The organism is Halomonas sp. Y3, from assembly GCF_024137965.1.
Taxonomy (GTDB): Bacteria; Pseudomonadota; Gammaproteobacteria; order Pseudomonadales; family Halomonadaceae; genus Halomonas; species Halomonas mongoliensis.
Genome location: NZ_CP099975.1, coordinates 796,990 through 816,405 on the forward strand (window position 1 = coordinate 796,990; position 19,416 = coordinate 816,405).

Sequence of the window (19,416 nt, forward strand, 5' to 3'; positions counted from 1 at the left end):
CATAACCAGCCCCGGCGCCGCTGTCATCCGTGCGATTTCTCGCCTCGATTTCTTCCGCCCCGAGCTTTCCAGTATCATAGGCGCTCTTTGCCGCTGGCTGCGGCCCCGACCCTGATGATTTCCAGAGGCTCCAGGATATGCTCGAACTGCGCGGCGCCCCCGCCCTCTCCGCCTTCCGTCACGCCAAGCTGCTGGCCGCCCTGCGCGAGGTGGCGGCCGACGTCGAGTCGCTCACCGCGGAGTACGTGCACTTCGTCGATCACGAAGGCGAGCTCAGCGCCGAGGCGCTGGCGGTGCTGGAGCAGCTGCTCGACTATGGTTCTCAACTTCAGGGTTCTCACCTTCAGGGCTCTGACGTCGAGGGCGCCCGAGCAGAGGGCCAGCTGTTCCTGGTGGTGCCGCGTATCGGCACCCAGTCGCCCTGGTCCTCCAAGGCCACTGATATCGCCCACAGCTGTGGCCTCAAGGGCGTGCGGCGCCTGGAGCGTGGCATCGCCTACCGGGTCAAGCTCAAGGGCATGCTCTCGGAGAAGGTCTTCGAGGCCATTCGCGCCACCCTCCACGACCGCATGACCGAGACCGTGCTGGCCGACGCCTCGGACGCGGCCAAGCTCTTCGCCCACCACGAGCCGGCCCCCCTGGGCAGCGTGGACGTGCTGGAGGGCGGCCGTGAGGCGCTGGTCGATGCCAACGTCGCCCTGGGCCTGGCCCTGGCCGAGGATGAGATCGACTATCTGGTGGAGGCCTTCGGCGACCTGGGCCGCAATCCCACCGACGTCGAGCTGATGATGTTCGCCCAGGCGAACTCCGAGCACTGCCGCCACAAGATCTTCAACGCCGACTGGGTGGTCGACGGCGAGGCCCAGAGCCATTCGCTGTTCAAGATGATCAAGAACACCTACCAGGCCTCCCCGGAGAATATCCTCTCCGCCTACAGCGACAACGCCGCGGTGATCAAGGGCACCACGGCGCCGCGCTTCTTCCCGGCGCCGCTGATCGGCCAGGCAGGCGAGCGCGCCGTCTACGGCAGCACCGAGGAGCCGATCCAGATCCTGATGAAGGTGGAGACCCATAACCACCCCACGGCCATCGCCCCGCACCCGGGGGCGGCCACCGGCGCCGGCGGCGAGATCCGCGACGAGGGCGCCACCGGCATCGGCGGCAAGCCCAAGGCGGGCCTCACCGGCTTCACCGTCTCCAACCTGCGCATCCCCGAGTTCGTGCAGCCCTGGGAGGCCTTCGACTACGGCAAGCCCGAGCGCATCGTCTCGGCCCTCGAGATCATGCTGGAGGGCCCCATCGGCGGGGCGGCCTTCAACAACGAGTTCGGCCGGCCCAACCTCGCCGGCTACTTCCGCACCTTCGAGCAGGACGCCCTGGGGGCGGGCGGCATCGAGCGCCGCGGCTATCACAAGCCGATCATGATCGCCGGCGGCTACGGCAACATCCGCGACGGCCACGTCCAGAAGGGCGAGATCCCGGTGGGCGGCAAGCTGATCGTGATGGGCGGCCCCGCCATGCTGATCGGCCTGGGGGGCGGTGCGGCCTCCTCCATGGCCTCCGGCGCCTCCAGCGCTGACCTGGACTTCGCCTCGGTGCAGCGCGGCAACCCCGAGATCGAGCGCCGCGTCCAGGAGGTGATCGACCGCTGCTGGGCCCTGGGCGAGGGCAACCCCATCCGCTTCTTCCACGACGTGGGGGCGGGTGGGCTCTCCAATGCCCTGCCGGAGCTGGTCAAGGATGGCGAACGCGGCGGGCTCTTCGACCTGCGCGCGGTGCCCAACGCCGAGCCCGGCATGAGCCCGCTGGAGATCTGGTGCAACGAGGCCCAGGAGCGCTATGTGCTGGCGGTGGCCCCGGAGGATCTCGACACCTTCGACGCCCTCTGCCAGCGGGAGCGCTGCCCCTACGCTGTGGTAGGGGAGGCCACCGAGGCGCACCACCTGGAGGTGCGCGACGGCCACTTCGACACCAAGCCCGTGGACCTGCCCATGAGCGTGCTCTTCGGCAAGCCGCCGAAGATGACCCGGGAGTTCACGCGCCAGGGCATCGAGCTGCCCGGTGTGATGCTCGACAACCTGGATCTGCGCGAGGCGATGGATCGGGTGCTGCGCCTGCCCACCGTGGCCTCCAAGAGCTTTTTGATCACCATCGGTGACCGCTCCATCACCGGCCAGGTGGCCCGAGACCAGATGGTCGGCCCCTGGCAGGTGCCGGTGGCCGACGTGGCCGTGACCACGGCCAGCTTCGACACCCACACGGGCGAGGCCATGGCCATGGGCGAGCGTCCCCCGGTGGCGCTGATCGACCCCGCCGCCAGCGCCCGCCTGGCGGTGGCCGAGGCGATCACCAACCTGGCCGCGGCCCCCATCGAGAAGCTCGGCGACATCAAGCTCTCCGCCAACTGGATGAGCGCCGCCGACCACCCCGGCGAGAACCAGGCCCTTTACGACGCCGTTCACGCCGTGGGCATGGAGCTCTGCCCTCAGCTCGGCATCGCCATCCCGGTGGGCAAGGACTCCATGTCCATGCGCACCGCCTGGCAGGAGTCGAACGGCTCTGATGACGGGCACGGCGAGGCCGAGGAGAAGAGCGTCACCTCGCCGCTGTCGCTGGTGATCACCGGCTTTGCGCCGGTCACCGATGCCATGCAGACCCTGACGCCCCAGATCAATCTGGAGCAGGACGAGTCCGATCTGCTGCTGATCGACCTGGGCGGCGGCCGGAATCGCCTGGGCGGCTCGGCACTCGCCCAGGTCTACGGCCAGGTGGGCGACGAGTGCCCGGACCTGGACGATCCCGAGGACCTCAAGGCCTTCTTCGCGGTGATCCAGGGGCTCAACGCCGAGGGCAAGCTGCTCGCCTACCACGACCGCAGCGACGGTGGCCTGCTGGTGACCCTGCTGGAGATGGCCTTTGCCGCCCATGCCGGCCTGGAGATCAAGCTCGACTGGCTGGTGGATGAGCCCGTGGAGGCCTTCAATGCGCTGTTTGCCGAGGAGCTCGGCGCGGTGATCCAGGTGAATCGCGAGCACACCGAGGAGGTGCTGGCCCAGTTCGCCGCTGCCGGCATCGAGACCTGCGGCGTCATCGCCCGGCCCCGCTACGATGACCAGGTGCGGGTGACCCTCTTCGAGGAGCCGCTGCTGGAGACCACTCGGCTGCTGGCCCAGCGCACCTGGTCCGAGACCAGCTACCGCCTGCAGGCCCTGCGCGACAACCCTGAGTGCGCCAAGAGCGAATTTGACGGCCTGCTCGACGACCGCGACCCGGGCCTCTCCGCGACCCCCGCCTTCGACGTGAACGAGGATATTGCCGCACCCTACCTCAACCTGGCCCGCCCCTCGGTGGCGGTGCTGCGCGAGCAGGGCGTCAACGGCCAGGTGGAGATGGCCTGGGCCTTCGATCGCGCCGGCTTCGAGGCGGTGGACGTGCATATGAGCGATATCCTCGAGGGGCGCGTCGATCTCGAGGCCTTCAAGGGGCTGGTGGCCTGCGGCGGCTTCTCCTACGGCGACGTGCTCGGCGCCGGCGGCGGCTGGGCCAAGTCGGTGCTCTTCAACGCGCGCGCCCGGGAGCAGTTCGCGGCCTTCTTCCAGCGCGACGACAGCTTCTCCCTGGGGGTCTGCAACGGCTGTCAGATGCTCGCCCAGCTCAAGGCGCTGATCCCCGGCGCCGAGGCCTGGCCGCGCTTCATGCGCAATGAGTCGGAGCAGTTCGAGGCCCGGGTGGCCATGGTCCAGGTGGAGAAGAGTCCCTCTATTCTGCTGGCCGGTATGGAGGGCTCGCGTCTGCCCATCGCCGTGGCTCACGGCGAGGGTCGCGCCGAGTTCCGCGACAGCGCCCATCTGCGCACCATGCAGGGCAGCGGCCAGGTGGCCCTGCGCTACGTGGACAACTACGGCCAGGTGACCACCCGCTATCCGGCCAATCCCAACGGCTCTCCCTCCGGGATCACCGGCCTGACCACCCCGGATGGCCGCGCCACCATCATGATGCCCCACCCGGAGCGGGTGGTGCGGGCGGTCACCAACTCCTGGCGTCCGGCGGAGTGGAACCGGGACGGCGCCTGGCTGCGCCTCTTCCGCAACGCCCGGGTCTGGGTGGGCTGATTCACCGACCTCGCGCAGCAGCATCCCTCCAGCAGGAGATCAAAGGCGGCCTTCGGGCCGCCTTTGTCGTCTTGAGTCGCCCTCGACATGAAACGAGTGTTTGAATGCGCGACCCGGGCCCGGCACACTCGATGCCATGGTGCCGAACAGGAGGACTGGCCAGATGGATGGAAGAAGCATGGAGGAGCGGTTCGAGGGGCGGGTGCGTCTCGGCGTCGAAGCGGGGGTGGCCGAGGTCACCCTGAGCCGACCGGAGGCCCACAATGGCCTGGACTGGGCGATGATCGACGGCCTGCTGGCGGCCCAGCGCCGCCTGGCCGCGCTCGATGGCCTGCGCGCCGTGGTGCTGGCCGGTGAGGGCGAGAGCTTCTGCGCCGGTCTGGATATGGGGGCCATCATGGGCCAGCCGGCGCGGCTGCCGTCGCTGCTCGAGGCCGACGAGGCCGGCATCAATCCGGTACAGCGCCTGGCGCTGGGCTGGCGCAACGCCGGGGTGCCGGTGATTGCCGCCCTGCACGGTCATGTCTATGGCGGCGGGCTGCAGATCGCCCTGGGGGCCGATATCCGGGTGGTGCACCCGGCGGCGCGCCTGGGGCTGCTGGAGCTCCTCTGGGGCATCATCCCCGACATGGGTATCAGCGTCACCGGCGCCGGACTGCGCGGCGATGTGCTGCGGGAACTGGCCTGGAGCGGCCGCAAGGTAGGCGGTGAGGAGGCCGTGGCGCTGGGGCTTGCCACCCGGCTCGCCGAGGAGCCCCTGGCCGCGGCGCGGGAGAGCGCCGCCGCCATCGCCGGCCATTCGCCGAAGGCAGTGGCCGCCTGGGGTGAGCTGCTGGAGCGGGCGCCGGGGCTGGAGGTGCGTGAGCGCCTGGCTCTGGAGGCGCGACTGCAGTCCGGCCTCCTCGGCGGGACTGAGCAGCAGGAGGCCATGGCGGCTCGCCTGGCCGGCCGAGCGGCGCGCTTTACCCCCTGACGAGGCCGCTGTCGGCGGTTAGGATAGGGCGCCCGCCCCGGAGCCTGCCCATGACCGCATCCACCGCCGCCCCGCCCCGCCTGCGCCCCTACCAGCAGGAGGCGGTGCGCCGGGTGGTTGCGCACTTTCGCGGCTCCGACGACCCCGCGGTGGTGGTGCTGCCCACCGGCAGCGGCAAGTCGCTGGTGATCGCCGAGCTGGCGCGCCTGGCCCGGGGGCGGGTGCTGGTGCTGGCCCATGTGCGCGAGCTGGTGGAGCAGAACCACGCCAAGTACCAGGCTTACGGCCTTTCGGCGGATATCTTCAGCGCCGGCCTGGGGCGCAAGGAGAGCGGCCGCCAGGTGGTCTTCGGCTCGGTGCAGTCGGTGGTGCGTGGCCTCGACCGCTTCGACGATGGCAACTTCACCCTGCTGGTGATCGACGAGTGCCATCGGGTGTCGCCGGCCGAGGATGCCGGCTATCGCCGGGTGATCGAGCGGCTGCGCGGGGCCAACCCGCGCCTCAAGGTGCTGGGGCTGACCGCCACCCCCTACCGGCTGGGCCAGGGCTTCATCTACCACCGCCACCATCACGGCATGGTGCGCGGCGAGGCCGACTGCTTCTTTCGCGACTGCGTCTTCGAGCAGCCCCTGCGGCTGATGGTCAAGCAGGGCTATCTGGCCGAGCCGCGTCGCATCGATGCGGCGGTGGAGCGCTACGACTTCTCGGCCCTGGTGCCTTCGAGCCGTGGCCTGTTCCGGGAGGAGGAGCTCAACCGGGTGGCGGCGGGCAACCGCGCCACGCCGGGGATCATCGCCGAGGTGGTCGAGCGCGCCCGTGACCGCCAGGGGGTGATGCTCTTCGCGGCGAGCGTGGCCCACGCCGAGGAGATCCTCGGCTACCTGCCGGTGGGCGAGGCGGCGCTGGTCACCGGCGAGACCCCCTCCGCCGAGCGCGAGCGGCTCATCGCCGCCTTCAAGGCCCGGGAGCTCAAGTACCTGGTCAACGTGGCGGTGCTCACCACCGGCTTCGATGCGCCCCATGTGGACCTGATCGCCATCCTGCGCCCCACCGAGTCGGTGAGCCTCTACCAGCAGATCGTCGGTCGCGGCCTACGCCTCTCGCCGGACAAGCGGGACTGCCTGATCCTCGACTACGCCGGCAACCCCTGGGACCTCTATGCGCCGGAGGTGGGCTCTGCGAAGCCCGACTCCGACAGCGAGCCGGTGCAGGTGGAGTGCCCCGCCTGCGGCCACGCCAACCTCTTCTGGGGCAAGCGCGACGGTGAACTCGTGATCGAGCACTTCGGCCGCCGCTGCCAGGGGCTGGTGGAGGACGAGCCGCAGGTCGATGGCGCGGCGTCGGGCGCCGAAAATCGCGGCGTGGCATCGGGCGCCGGGAAAAGGCGGCAGTGCGACTTTCGCTTTCGCTTCAAGGTGTGCGGGGAGTGCGGCGCCGAGAACGATATCGCCGCCCGGCGCTGCCACGGCTGCCAGACCCTGCTGGTGGACGCCGATGACAAGCTGAAGGCGGCGCTGCGCCTCAAGGATGCCCGGGTGCTGCGGGTGGCCGGCATGCAGCTCGAGGCCACCGTCAACGGCCGCGGGCTGCCGCGGCTCAAGGTCACCTATCACGATGAGGAGGGCGTGACGCTGTCCGAGTGGTTCGCCCTGGAGACCCCGGCCCAGCGAGGCGCCTTTGCCGCGGCCTTCCTTCGCCAGCACCTGCGGGCCCCGGGGGTGCCCTTCCGGCCCACCACGCCAGATGAGGTGGTTGCCGAACAGCGGCGACTACGCCATCCGGATTTCGTGGTGGGGCGCAAGGTGAGGCGCCACTGGCAGGTGCGCGAGAAGCTCTTCGACTATACCGGGCGCTACCGCCGCGCGGTCGAGGCGGGGTAGCCCGCGAACCTCCCCCCATCACCTCGGGTTGACTGTTATCCGGACGCTGAGGGGTGTCCGGATAACGGTCAGTCGCTCGCCGCACTGCCGGTGCTGATCTCTAAAATTTTGATTTTATTGAAGTGTCAGACCGTGTCTCAAGCTGGCATGGCGCTTGCTCCTGATTGAGTGCCCCGAACGGGCACAAAAATAATCAATCAGGAGGAGACGCCGTGAGTACCGTTCAACCTTCAACAAGAGAGGTGCAGGTGCTGGGCATCGATGCCGGTGGCACGATGACCGATACCTTCTTCGTCGACAGCCTGGGCGAATTCGTCGTCGGCAAGGCCCAGAGCACCCCGGACGATGAGTCCGTGGGCCTGCTCTCCTCAAGCGAGGATGCGCTGGCGCTGTGGGATATGCCGCTGGAGGAGGCCCTGCCCCAGTTGCAGACCGGGGTCTATGCCGGCACGGCGCTGCTCAACCGGGTGGTGCAGCGCAAGGGGCTGAGGTGCGGCCTGATCGTCAATCAGGGGATGGAAGACTTCCATCGCATGGGACGGGCCATTCAGGCCTATCTGGGCTTTGCCTACGAGGATCGCATTCACCTCAATACGCACTACTACGATGAGCCCCTGGTGCCACGTAAGCGGACCCGTGGGGTCGTCGAGCGTGTCGACATGTTCGGTAACGTAGTCATTCCGCTGCGCGAGGAGAGCGCCAGGAAGGCGGCCCGCGAGGTGATTGCCAGCGGGGTCGACAGCATCGTGATTAGCCTCCTCCACTCCTACAAGAATCCGGCCCATGAGAGTCGGGTCAGGGATATCGTGCGTGACGAGGTGGCTAAGGCAGGCAAGGAGATCTCAGTATTCGCCTCGGTTGACTACTACCCTCTCCGCAAGGAGTCCCACCGAACCAACACGACCATCCTCGAGGCCTATGCGGCGGAGCCTTCCCGCGAGACCCTTCAGAAGATCTCCAACTCCTTCAAGGAGAAGGGAACCCACTTTGACTTTCGGGTCATGGCAACCCATGGGGGAACCATCTCCTGGAAGGCCAAGGAGCTTGCCCGCACCATCGTCTCCGGTCCCATCGGTGGGGTGATCGGTGCCAAGTATCTGGGCGAGACGCTAGGCTACAAGAACATCGCCTGCTCGGATATCGGTGGCACTTCCTTCGATGTAGCGATGATCACTCAGAATGAATTGACCATTCGTACCGACCCCGATATGGCTCGCCTGGTGCTCTCCCTGCCTCTGGTGGCTATGGATTCCGTGGGGGCCGGGGCAGGCAGCTTCGTGCGTCTCGATCCCTACACGCGCGCCATCAAGCTGGGCCCCGACTCCGCCGGCTATCGTGTCGGGGTCTGCTGGGCCGATAGCGGCATCGATACCGTCTCCGTCACCGATTGCCATATGGTGCTGGGTTATCTGAATCCGGACAACTTCCTGGGGGGAGCCATCAAGCTCGATCCCCAGCGAGCCCATGATGCCATCAAGGAGCAGATCGCCGACCCTCTCGGCCTTTCGGTGGAAGAGGCGGCAGCGGGCGTCATCGAGCTTCTCGACTCCGAGTTGCATGACTATATCCGCGCCATGATCTCCGCCAAGGGCTACGATCCGAGCAGCTTCGTCTGTTTCTCCTATGGCGGTGCCGGTCCCGTTCATACCTATGGCTATACCCGAGGGCTGGGCTTCGAGGATGTGATCGTGCCGGCCTGGGCGGCGGGCTTCTCCGCTTTCGGTTGTGCCGCGGCGGACTTCGAGTACCGCTACGACAAGAGCCTGGATATCAACCTGGATCAGCATGCCTCCACGGAGGAGCGAGAGGCGGCGGCCAGGGTCCTGCAGGAGGCCTGGCTTGAGCTGACCGATAACGTGCTCGAGGAGTTTCGGGTCAACGGCTATGAAGCCCACCAGGTCCAGCTACAGCCCGCCTACCGCATGCAGTATCGCGGCCAGCTCAATGATCTCGAGATCGACTCCCCCCTCGCCGCCGTGGCCTCCGAGGAGGAGTGGGGGCAGCTCGAGGAGGCGTTCAACCGGACCTATGGGCGAGTGTATGCCGAGTCGGCACGCTCCCCCGAGTTGGGTTACTCGGTGACCGGGGCCATCATGCGTGGTTCGGTCCCCATTCCCAAACCGCGGATTCCCAGCGAGCCCCTGGCGGGCAAGACGCCTCCGAGCGAGGCGAAACTGGGCTCGCGGCGTTTCTATCAGGACCATCACTGGGTGGAGGCCCAGCTCTACCATATGGAAGCGCTGCTACCCGGCAACGAGATCGAGGGGCCGGCGATCATCGAGTCCGATGCGACCACCTTCGTGGTGCCGGCAGGTTTTCGTACCTGGCTCGACAAGCATCGGTTGTTCCATCTTCAGGAACTCTAGTCCGCCGTCACAAACCCGATAGACCCGACCCTCTTCGGAGAGATTCCCATGTCATATGAACGCAATGAACTCCATAGCTCTTCCGGCTCCTCCTCTGCCGGCATCGTCCGCGGTGGCGAGACGCTCAAGCAGCACCGTGACCGGGTACTGGCCGCGACCTATAGCAGCGGTCATTATGCCGGGCTCGATACGCTTACCTTCCGGGATGAAGAGCCCATTCGTTATAACAAACTGTTCTCCCGGTTACGTGCCGGCGTGGTGGATGCCAGGGAAACCGCCAAGAAAATCGCGGCCTCGCCCATCGTCGAGCAGGAGGGTGAGCTTTGTTTCACCCTCTACAATGCTGCAGGCGATGCCATCGTGACCTCCACCGGTATCATCATCCATGTGGGTACCATGGGGGCCGCCATTAAGTATATGATCGAGAATGATTGGGAGAGCAATCCGGGTATCCATGACAAGGATATCTTCTGCAATAACGACTCTTTGATCGGTAATGTGCACCCCTGTGATATCCATACCATCGTGCCCATCTTCTGGGAGGGTAAGCTGGTGGGCTGGGTCGGAGGGGTGACCCATGTCATCGATACCGGCTCCGTGGGCCCGGGCTCCATGTCCACCGGTCAGGTCCAGCGTTTCGGAGACGGCTATTCAATAACCTGTCGCAAGATAGGCGCCAACGATACCCTGTTCCGCGACTGGCTCCACGAGAGCCAGCGCATGGTCCGCACGACGCGTTACTGGATGCTCGACGAGCGTACGCGGGTGGCCGGTTGTCACATGATCCGAGACATGGTCGAGGAGCTGATCCGCGACGAGGGCATCGAAAGCTACTGGAAGTTCTGCTACGAGGCGGTGGAACACAGCAAGAGAGGGTTGCATGCGCGTATCAAGGCGATGACCATTCCCGGGAAGTATCGTCAGGTCGGTTTCGTGGATGTGCCCTACAAGCATGAGGATGTGCGGGTCCCCTCCGACTTCGCCAAGGTGGACACCATCATGCACACCCCTTCGGAGATCGAGATCCGTGGGGATGGCACCTGGCGTCTGGACTTCGATGGCGCCACTCGCTGGGGCTGGCATACCTATAATGCTCATCAGGTGAGCTTCACCTCGGGCATCTGGGTCATGATGACTCAGTCCCTGATTCCCTCCGAGATGATTAACGATGGTGCCGCCTACGGCACCGAGTTTCGGCTGCCCAAGGGCACCTGGATGAACCCGGACGATCGGCGGGTCGCATTCTCGTACGCCTGGCACTTCCTGGTCTCGAGCTGGACTGCCCTGTGGCGGGGGTTGAGCCGCTCCTATTTCGGGCGGGGTTACCTGGAGGAGGTCAACGCCGGGAATGCCAATACCTCCAACTGGCTGCAGGGCGGTGGCTTCAACCAGTACGACGAGATTCATGCCGTCAACAGCTTCGAGTGTGCTGCCAACGGGGTCGGGGCCTCGGCCTTCGGCGATGGCATCAGCCATGCCGCCGCCATCTGGAACCCGGAAGGCGATATGGGGGATATGGAGATCTGGGAACTGGCCGAGCCGCTTGTCTACCTCGGGCGCCAGATCAAGGCCAGCTCGGGTGGCTCCGGTAAATACCGGGGCGGTAGTGGCTGGGAAAGTCTGCGCATGGTCTGGAATGCCAAGGACTGGACCATGTTCTTCATGGGCAACGGGCACATCAGCTCGGACTGGGGACTGATGGGCGGTTTCCCGGCGGCTTCCGGCTATCGCTTTTGCGCGCATGATACCGGGCTAGAGGCGCTGATCGAGGCCGGTGAGCCCATTCCACTCGGCGGGGATGTGGATCCGGGCGAGCGGGCCTATGAAAAGCTCATTCCCGAAGCCCGGGTCAAGCGCGACAAGCAGGCCATTACCACCGAGGAGATGTACAAGGACTACGACCTCTATCTCAACACCATGAAGGGGGGGCCTGGCTTCGGTGATCCGCTGGATAGAGATCCGCTGATGGTGGCGAGTGATATCGACGAGGGGCACATCCTGCCGCGTTTCGCCGAGAAGATCTATGGCGTGGTAGTGCGTGAGGAAGCCGAGGGTTATCGGGTGGATGTCAAAGCGACGCAGGCGTGTCGCCAGAAGGTGCGCGAGGAGCGCCTGGCGCGCGCTGTCCCGACCCGTGAGTGGATGAAGGGGGAGCGTGAGCGGATCCTGAACAAGGATGCCACGACCCAGGTACAGCAGATGTTTGCTTCGTCCTTCCAGCTGAGTCAGCGCTTCCTGGATGAGTTCCGAGCCTTCTGGGAGCTTCCCGAGAGCTGGGAGCTGCGCGAGGAGCAGCTGGGGATTCCCCACTACGGCTCCCACTACCACATGGACCTCTCGGAGCTGCCGGACGTGCGCACCGTCACCTTGGTGGACGAGGAGTAACCGCCGCCCGGCGACTCAACCGAGTCGCCGGGGCTTTCCATGAGGCACAACAACAACTGGAGTTCACACCATGAGCTATGAACGCACCAAGATCGCCGACCTGATCGATGGCACCATCGATCACGACACCCTGCACAAGATGCTGTCCACCCCCAAGGACGAAGAGCGCTTCGAGACCTATCTGGAGATACTGCAGGAGCGGGTCCCCTGGGAGGATCGCATCATCCTGCCTCTCGGACCCAAGCTCTACATCGTGCAGGAGCAGGGGACGCATCGCTGGGTCATCAAGTCCCAGGCCGGACATGTCTTCTGCGACTATCGGGAGAACTGGAAACTGCACGCTGTGATCTATGTACGCGAGAGCCAGGAGCAGCTCAACGAGATCTATCCTGAGCTGATGGCCCCGTCATCGGGATGGCAAACCATTCGTGAGTACTACTGCCCGCTCAGCGGTGATCTGCTGGATGTGGAGGCGCCCACAGCCTGGTATCCCGTCATTCATGACTTCGAGCCGGATATCGAGACCTTCTACCGAGACTGGCTGGGACTGGAGGTGCCAGACAGGGCGGCCGGCTGACACGGCCATTGCCTCGCAGTCGAGCGGCGGCCCCCCCCCCAGGGGGCTGCCGTCCGCTCTTGCGCCGATAGCAGCCCCCGTGGCTTGGCGATGAGGCGTGAGACTATGCCCGGTCGAGCAGGCTTCCGATGCAGGCTTCCGATGTAGCTGCTATAATTAGGGGGCTGTGTGCCATCTACGTCGTTCAGCGGCAACCACAATCACAAGAGCCGAAGCAGTGACCATGTCGGCCTGCCGGCAGCGATAGGATGTCGGCGCCGCTGACCCGTGAGGGCGGCGAGCGATCTCTTCTGGAGCGGGGCCCGTCGGTCTGCAGTATGGGCGCGGTTGCGACAGGGGTCCGGTGAGATCTGCGGGTCTGCTCGGCCCGTCAGCCACGCTGGAGGAAAACTATGCAGGATCGCCAGCTCTATCGTGCCTGGGAGGCCTTCCTGAACCGAGGTGAGGCTCCGCCAGGCGTTCGTGACGAGGTACTGGCTTCCTGGCGGCGTTCACTCGACAGCAAGGTTCCGGTGGATCGCCCCCATACCCAGACCCTGAGCGAGGGGGAGTTCTTTCGCATTCGCCAGCAGAGTGGCGCCTTTCTCTCCGCCGCCCAGCCGGCGCTTCAGCTGGGGCGCCAGTTTCTCTGTGGAGCACGCTCCATGGTGATGCTCAGTAACGCTCACGGGACGGTGCTCGAGACCGTGGGTGATCTCCAGGCCATCGAGCTGGGTCAGGATATCGGCCTTTGCCGAGGTGGGCTGTGGGATGAGGGGCATATTGGGACCAATGCCATCGGTACGGCCCTGGCCAACCAACAGCCGGTCACCATCCACGGCTTCGAGCACTTCTGCTGCGAGGTCCAGCGCTGGACCTGCGCGGCGGCTCCCGTGTTCAGCCCGCTCAGTCGGCGCATCCTCGGCGTGGTAGACCTCTCCGGCCCAGCCAGCACCTTCAGTCCCCAGGGCCTCGCCTATGTGGTGTCGGTGGCCCGGCAGATCGAAGGTGAGCTGCGCCAGCGTACCGAAGCCGATCATCGCCGGATCATCGAGTGCTTCCTCGACGAACGTCGCCGCTGGCAGAACCGGGATGCCATCGTGGTGAGTCGGACCGGCATGGTGGTGTACGGCAGTCCGGTGGCGAAGCGCCAGCTCGAGCGAGTGGCGGGGAACCTCTTCTACGAAGACAGCATTCCCCTGCTGCGAGATACCCCGAGTGAGGAATCCCTGGAGAAGCTGACGGCACGCCTTCCCACCGCCGAAATCTGTCCGCTCTTCGACGGTGACGAGTTCTTGGGAGTGATCATCGCACCGCGTCCCACCCGGTCCGAGAGCAGGGCCCGGTCGAGTGCCGCGTTGCAGAAACTGCCGGCCGAGGGGGGCGGCATCACCCTGGGGGAGCTGGTCGGCGATAGTCCCGCCATGCAGGCGGCGCGGGAGCAGGCTACACGGCTGGCGGCGACACAGGCACCGCTCCTGATAGAAGGGGAAACCGGTGTCGGCAAGGAGCTGTTCGCCCGCGGCATCCATGCGGCCAGCGCCCAGGCGGGCCCATTCGTGCCGGTCAACTGTGGTGCGCTGCCGAGGGATCTGATCGGTGGCGAAATGTTCGGATACGTGGGGGGCGCCTTTACCGGGGCTAGTCAGGAGGGGCGGCCGGGCAAGCTGGAGGCCGCTCACGGAGGCACCCTATGCCTGGATGAGGTCAGCGAGATGCCCCTCGACCTTCAGCCCACCCTGCTGCGCATTCTCGAGGATGGGGTGGTCTACCGAATCGGCAGCCATGAGCCTCGGCATGTGGATGCCAGGCTGCTCGCCATGACCAACCGCAACCTGCCGGACGAGATCTCCGCCGGCCGTTTCCGGCAGGACCTCTATTACCGCATCGCCGCGATGCGCCTGAGGATACCGCCGCTTCGCGAGCGGGAAGACGATATCGTCCTGCTCGCGGAGCACTTCCTGCATCGACAGGCGCGTCGGCAGGATCGGCCCACTCGGCGCCTCGACGAAGAGGCGGTGCGGGCGCTGCTGCGCTACCCCTGGCCGGGCAATGTGCGCCAGCTGCGTAATGTGATCACCACCACGGATGCACTGGTTGATGCCCCCGTCATCTCCCTGCATGACCTGCCCGAAGAGATCCTCGAGCCACTGCCGGCTCCCTCGGGAGGGGGCCAGGAGGTGACGGAGAATGATCTGGCCAGCCTGCAGCGTCAGGCTATCGAACAGGCCCTCTTGCAGAGTGGTGGGAATATCTCCCAGGCGGCTCGTCAGCTGGGCATTGCCCGCTCAACCCTATACTGTCGAATTCGCGAACAGCGTATTTCGGTACCAGGACGCGAGCATTTTCGTGCATGATCAGGGGCGGTAGTGCCTAAGCGGTCGCCTGTTGGCCCCGCGCGACAAGCCGGAGTGCGGCAAGAGCGAGTTCGACGGCCTGCTGGACGACCGCGCCCCGGGCGTCTCTGCCACCCCCGCCTTCGACGTGAACGAGGACGTCAGTGTGCCCTACCTCAATCTGGCCGCCGCTGCGGTCGCCCGGTTCGGGCCTTCGAGGAGGATGCTCGCCTGCTGCAGCAGGGCGAGGTCGATCGGCGCTATCGCATCCTGAGGCCCGGCGGCGAAACGGTCTGGATATATGATCGCGCCTGGCTGATGCGGGACTCGGATGGCCAGCCGCTGCGCCTGTTCGGTATTGCCCGGGAGGTGACGTCGGAGATGCTCGAGCGTCAGCGTCTGAACAGCACGCTGCAGCTGCATCGGCGCTTTCTCGAGAGCGCCCTGGATCCGATCTTCGTGGTCAAGGTCGAGTCGGACGATACCTTTGTGTTTCGCTACAACAACCCGGCTCATCGTCAGCAGACCGGCATCTCACTCGAGATGATACGCCACCAGACGCCCGATGCTCTGCTGGATAAGGCCCAGGCGGCGGCGGTCAAGGCGCACTACCGCGAGTGTGTTCAGCTTAAGCGACCCATTCAGTACGAGGAACGCCTGGCGCTGCCGGCCGGCGCGCGCGACTGGCAGACCCTGCTGGTGCCCGTGGATGACGGTGCCGGACGTATCATCGAACTGGTCGGGATGGCGCGTGATATCACACCGCTCAAGGAGGCCGAGCGGGCAAGCCGCGAGGCCTTCGATGCGCTGGACCAGCTGGGGCAGCAGCTGCCAGGTTTCATCTACCAGTATCTGCTTTCGCCCAGCGGAGAGGGGCGGTTCCTCTACGCGAGCCGCCGCAGTATCGCGATCTACGGGGCGACCCCCGACGAACTGGCGCGAAGCGATACGGCGGCCTTCAACGTGATTCACCCCGACGACCGGGAGAGTGTAAGGGCCGCGGTCGAGGTGTCGGCCGCCACCCTGAGTCACTGGCACTGTGAATACCGGGTGCGCCATCCTCGCGGACACGAACTCTGGGCCGAGGGGCTGGCCACGCCGGAGCGTCTCGAAGGCGGCAGCGTTCTGTGGCATGGCTATATCGCCGACGTGTCGGAGCGCAAGCGTCTGCAGCTGGAGCTCGAGGCCAGCGAGGCGCGCTTTCGGCGACTGGCAACCGTGGATATGCTGACGGGGGTGCCGAATCGGCGCTACTTTATCGACTGCCTGGAAGATGAGCTGGCGCGCATGAAGCGCCACGGTGGCAAGGCCTGCCTGGTGATGTTCGATGCCGACCACTTCAAGCGCATCAACGACACTTTTGGCCATGCTGCCGGTGACCAGGTGCTCAAGGCGCTAGTGCATGTCGGCGAGCAGTGGCTTCGTGGCTCTGATGTGCTGGGGCGGCTGGGTGGGGAAGAGTTCGCTATCCTGATGCCCGAGACCGACTATCAGGGGGCTCTGGCGCTTTCCGAGCGCTTTCGGCGCGCCGTGGCGGATCTGCTGGTTGATGCTGGGGAGAGGGTAGTCCAGGTGACCGTCAGTCTGGGGGTCGTGGCCCTGCGGGCACAGGACTCCCCCGACAGCGCCCTGGAGCGTGCCGATCGAATGCTCTACCGCGCCAAGGCGCTCGGTCGCAACCGCACCTGTGGTGAGCGTGACAGGGCGTCCGAGTAACGGGGCCTGTCTGAGTCGCTGTCAACTTGCTAGACTGGCCCGTTGATCCTGCGTCCCCAGAGAGGCACGCCGCGTGAGCGTCACCCCCGATACCGCCAGCCCCGAGCAGACCGCCGTTGCGGCCCAGCAGGCCGCGGTGCTCGGAAGACTGTTCGACGAGCCGATCACCGAGCTGCCGGAGGATCTCTATATCCCGCCGGAGGCGCTGCGGGTCTTTCTGGAGGCCTTCGAGGGGCCCCTGGACCTCCTGCTCTACCTGATCCGCCGCCAGAACCTGGATATCCTGGCCATCGACGTGGCCGCCATCACCCACCAGTACATCGAGTATGTGGAGCTGATGAAGGCCATGGAGATCGAGCTGGCCGGCGAGTACCTGCTGATGGCGGCGATGCTGGCCGAGATCAAGTCGCGGACCCTGCTGCCGCGGCCGCCTAAGGAGGGGGGCGACGATGAGGAAGAGGACCCGCGAGCCGAGCTGATCCGCCGCCTGCAGGAGTACGAGCGCCTCAAGCGCGCGGCCGAGTCCCTGGGCGAGCTGCCGCGGCTGGGGCGTGACTGGTTCCCCGCCCGGGCCGCCCTGCCGCCCCTGGAGTCCCGGGTGATCCACCCCGAGGTGGAGCTCGATGAGCTCCTCGGCGCCCTGGCCGGCATCCTACGCCGCGCCGAACTGGCCCAGTCCCACCAGATCAGCCGCGAGGTGCTCTCGACCCGGGAGCGCATGCTGGCGATCATGGAGCGACTCACCCATGAGGGGTTCACCCCCTTCGAGGCGCTCTTCACGCTGGAGGAGGGGCGGGCGGGGGTGATCGTCACCTTCATGGCGATCCTCGAGCTCGCCAAGGAGGCGATGATCGAGATCGTGCAGAACGCCCCACTGTCGCCGATCCACGTGCGCGCCCGGGCGCCGGTGGAGGCGGACGCGCGGGATGAGCTGGAGGTGGAAGGCGAGAGCGCCTTCGCGGACGATGACGAGGGAGGGCGGCCATGACCGCCATGGAGTACCCCGAGGCCCTGGACGAGATCCTCGAGGCGGCGCTGCTGGCCGCCGGCGAGCCGCTCTCCCTGGAGCGCCTGGAGGGGCTGTTCGACGACCATGAGCGGCCGCCCAGGCGGGCCCTGCGCGAGGCCCTGGAGCGCCTCGGCATCCGCCACGAGCGCGGCGCCATGGAGCTGCTGGAGACCGCCTCGGGCTACCAGCTGCGCATTCGCCCGCGGCTCTCGCCCTGGGTCTCGCGGCTGTGGGACGAGCGCCCCCAACGCTACTCCCGGGCACTGCTCGAGACCCTGGCGCTGATCGCCTACCGTCAGCCGGTGACCCGGGGCGATATCGAGGAGGTGCGCGGCGTCACGGTGAGCGGCTCGATCATGCGCACCCTGCTGGAGCGTGGCTGGATCCGCGTGGTGGGCCATCGCGACGTGCCGGGGCGCCCGGCGGTCTATGCCACCACCCGTGGCTTCCTCGACGACTTCGGCCTGAAGACCCTGGACGAGCTGCCGCCGATGCACGAGCTCAAGGCCTTCGAGGAGCCGGGGCTGAGGGGAGGGCTCGAGGAAGAGGGCCCGCCGCCGGCCCAGCATGACCTGCTGGCCCAGGCCGATGCGCCCCTCGACGAGGAGCGGATGGCGCCGGAGGAGGACGAGCAGAGAGATCAGGAGGCACCGGCTGTGGCCGATGCCGCCGACACGACGGCCGGGAGGGCCGACGATGACCACGCCGGGACGGCGTCAGAGCGGTCAGGGCTGAGCTTCGCCGAACTGGAGGCTCGCCTGGCCGAACGTGCCCGGAGCCGCGTCGACGATGACGCTGCCCCGGGGGCGGAATCCACACCCGATGAGAATGATGACCGATGAGCACGACCAGCGAAAAACTGCAGAAGGTCCTGGCCCGCGCCGGGCTGGGCTCCCGCCGCGAGATGGAGGCCGCCATCGCCGATGGGCGGGTCCGGGTCAACGGCGAGGTGGCGACCCTGGGCGACCGCATCGAGATGCGCGACAAGGTGACCTTCGACAACCGTCCGGTGACCCTGCGCGGCGCCGAGGAGGTGCCCCGGCGGGTGATCATGTACAACAAGCCCGAGGGCGAGCTGTGCACCCGCAAGGACCCCGAGGGGCGGCGCACCGTCTTCGAACGCCTGCCGCGGCTCAAGGGCGAGCGCTGGATCGCCATCGGCCGCCTCGATATCAACACCAGCGGCCTCTTGCTGTTCACCACCGACGGTGAGCTGGCCAACCGCCTGATGCACCCCTCCACCGAGGTGGAGCGCGAATACGCGGTGCGGGTGATGGGCGAGGTGACCCGCGAGAACATCGTGGCCATGGTCGAGGGGGTGATGCTCGATGATGGCCCGGCGCGCTTTACCGACGTCCAGGAGTTCGGCGGGGAGGGGATCAATACCTGGTTCCACGTGGTCATCATGGAGGGGCGTAACCGCGAGGTGCGCCGCCTGTGGGAGTCCCAGGGGCTTACCGTCAGCCGCCTCAAGCGGGTGCGCTACGGCAATATCTTCCTCGACAAGCGGGCCAGGGCGGGGGAGTGGACCGAGCTGACCCAGGACGAGGTCGACGACCTCGCCGAGCTGGCCGGGCTACCGGCCCGCAAGGTGCCGGACCTGACCCCGGACGAGAAGAACCGCTGGAGCCGCGACAAGCACAAGCGCAAGCCGGTGCAGGCCATGCGCAAGCCCAAGCCCAGGGGGCGCGGCTGAGGGGCGCTGCGACAAAAGGCAAAAAAGTGCTTGCCAGGCGAGGGGTAGATCAGTAATATCTGCCCCCGTTCGGAAGGGTCGTTAGCTCAGTTGGTAGAGCAGTTGGCTTTTAACCAATTGGTCGTAGGTTCGAATCCTACACGACCCACCATCCGGACCTGCAAGGCTTGTTCGCAAGCTCGGGTCGTTAGCTCAGTTGGTAGAGCAGTTGGCTTTTAACCAATTGGTCGTAGGTTCGAATCCTACACGACCCACCAGTTATAGGTTTCATAACTTCTCATGAAGTATCTGAAACCGCACAAGAAAGCGCCTTCGGGCGCTTTTTTGCTTTCTAGGCTTATCACCCGTTCTCTTGACTTCTCGGCCTATGCGGGGGCATCTATGGGG

Annotated in this window: 11 protein-coding genes and 2 tRNA genes; all 13 read left to right on the top strand. The window is 66.2% G+C overall.

The window, feature by feature from the left end:
• The first annotated feature begins 137 nt into the window (after positions 1-137).
• The 13 genes from purL (at position 138) to NHL60_RS03840 (ending at position 19,286) form a co-directional block, all read left to right on the top strand.
• Positions 138-4,112, top strand: a complete 3,975-nt coding sequence (purL, locus tag NHL60_RS03780) for a phosphoribosylformylglycinamidine synthase (protein WP_253449208.1) — start codon at positions 138-140, stop codon at positions 4,110-4,112.
• A gap of 163 nt (positions 4,113-4,275) precedes the next feature.
• Entirely contained in the window at positions 4,276-5,085 is an 810-nt protein-coding gene (locus tag NHL60_RS03785; RefSeq protein ID WP_253449211.1) for an enoyl-CoA hydratase-related protein, read from the top strand.
• A gap of 50 nt (positions 5,086-5,135) precedes the next feature.
• The gene (locus NHL60_RS03790; RefSeq protein WP_253449214.1) at positions 5,136-6,965 is read left to right on the top strand and encodes a DEAD/DEAH box helicase; all 1,830 of its coding nucleotides are present in this window, start codon (positions 5,136-5,138) and stop codon (positions 6,963-6,965) included.
• 212 nt (positions 6,966-7,177) lie between these two features.
• Positions 7,178-9,331, top strand: a complete 2,154-nt coding sequence (locus tag NHL60_RS03795) for a hydantoinase/oxoprolinase family protein (RefSeq protein ID WP_253449217.1) — start codon at positions 7,178-7,180, stop codon at positions 9,329-9,331.
• A 48-nt stretch (positions 9,332-9,379) separates the two neighbouring features.
• Entirely contained in the window at positions 9,380-11,716 is a 2,337-nt protein-coding gene (locus NHL60_RS03800; RefSeq protein WP_253449220.1) for a hydantoinase B/oxoprolinase family protein, read from the top strand.
• Positions 11,717-11,786: 70 nt separating this feature from the next.
• Positions 11,787-12,293, top strand: a complete 507-nt coding sequence (locus tag NHL60_RS03805) for an acetone carboxylase subunit gamma (RefSeq protein WP_253449222.1) — start codon at positions 11,787-11,789, stop codon at positions 12,291-12,293.
• A 392-nt stretch (positions 12,294-12,685) separates the two neighbouring features.
• Positions 12,686-14,629 carry a sigma-54-dependent Fis family transcriptional regulator gene (locus NHL60_RS03810; protein ID WP_253449224.1) on the top strand — a complete coding sequence of 648 codons (1,944 nt, stop codon included), beginning with the start codon at positions 12,686-12,688 and terminating at the stop codon, positions 14,627-14,629.
• 54 nt (positions 14,630-14,683) lie between these two features.
• The gene (locus NHL60_RS03815; protein WP_301271091.1) at positions 14,684-16,324 is read left to right on the top strand and encodes a sensor domain-containing diguanylate cyclase; all 1,641 of its coding nucleotides are present in this window, start codon (positions 14,684-14,686) and stop codon (positions 16,322-16,324) included.
• 136 nt (positions 16,325-16,460) lie between these two features.
• A complete protein-coding gene (locus NHL60_RS03820) occupies positions 16,461-17,312 on the top strand; it encodes a ScpA family protein (RefSeq protein ID WP_253451988.1) in 852 nt (283 codons plus the stop codon).
• Positions 17,309-18,175, top strand: coding sequence for an SMC-Scp complex subunit ScpB (gene scpB / locus NHL60_RS03825; protein ID WP_253449227.1), 867 nt, complete (start codon positions 17,309-17,311; stop codon positions 18,173-18,175). The genes NHL60_RS03820 and scpB overlap by 4 nt, the downstream gene beginning before the upstream one ends.
• Complete coding sequence (gene rluB / locus NHL60_RS03830) at positions 18,172-19,029, top strand: 23S rRNA pseudouridine(2605) synthase RluB (protein ID WP_253449229.1); 858 nt, start codon at positions 18,172-18,174, stop codon at positions 19,027-19,029. Before scpB ends, rluB begins: the two co-directional genes overlap by 4 nt.
• Positions 19,030-19,104: 75 nt before the next feature.
• Positions 19,105-19,180 (top strand) — tRNA-Lys (locus NHL60_RS03835).
• Between the two features lie 30 nt (positions 19,181-19,210).
• Positions 19,211-19,286, top strand: a tRNA-Lys gene (locus NHL60_RS03840).
• Positions 19,287-19,416 lie beyond the last annotated feature (130 nt).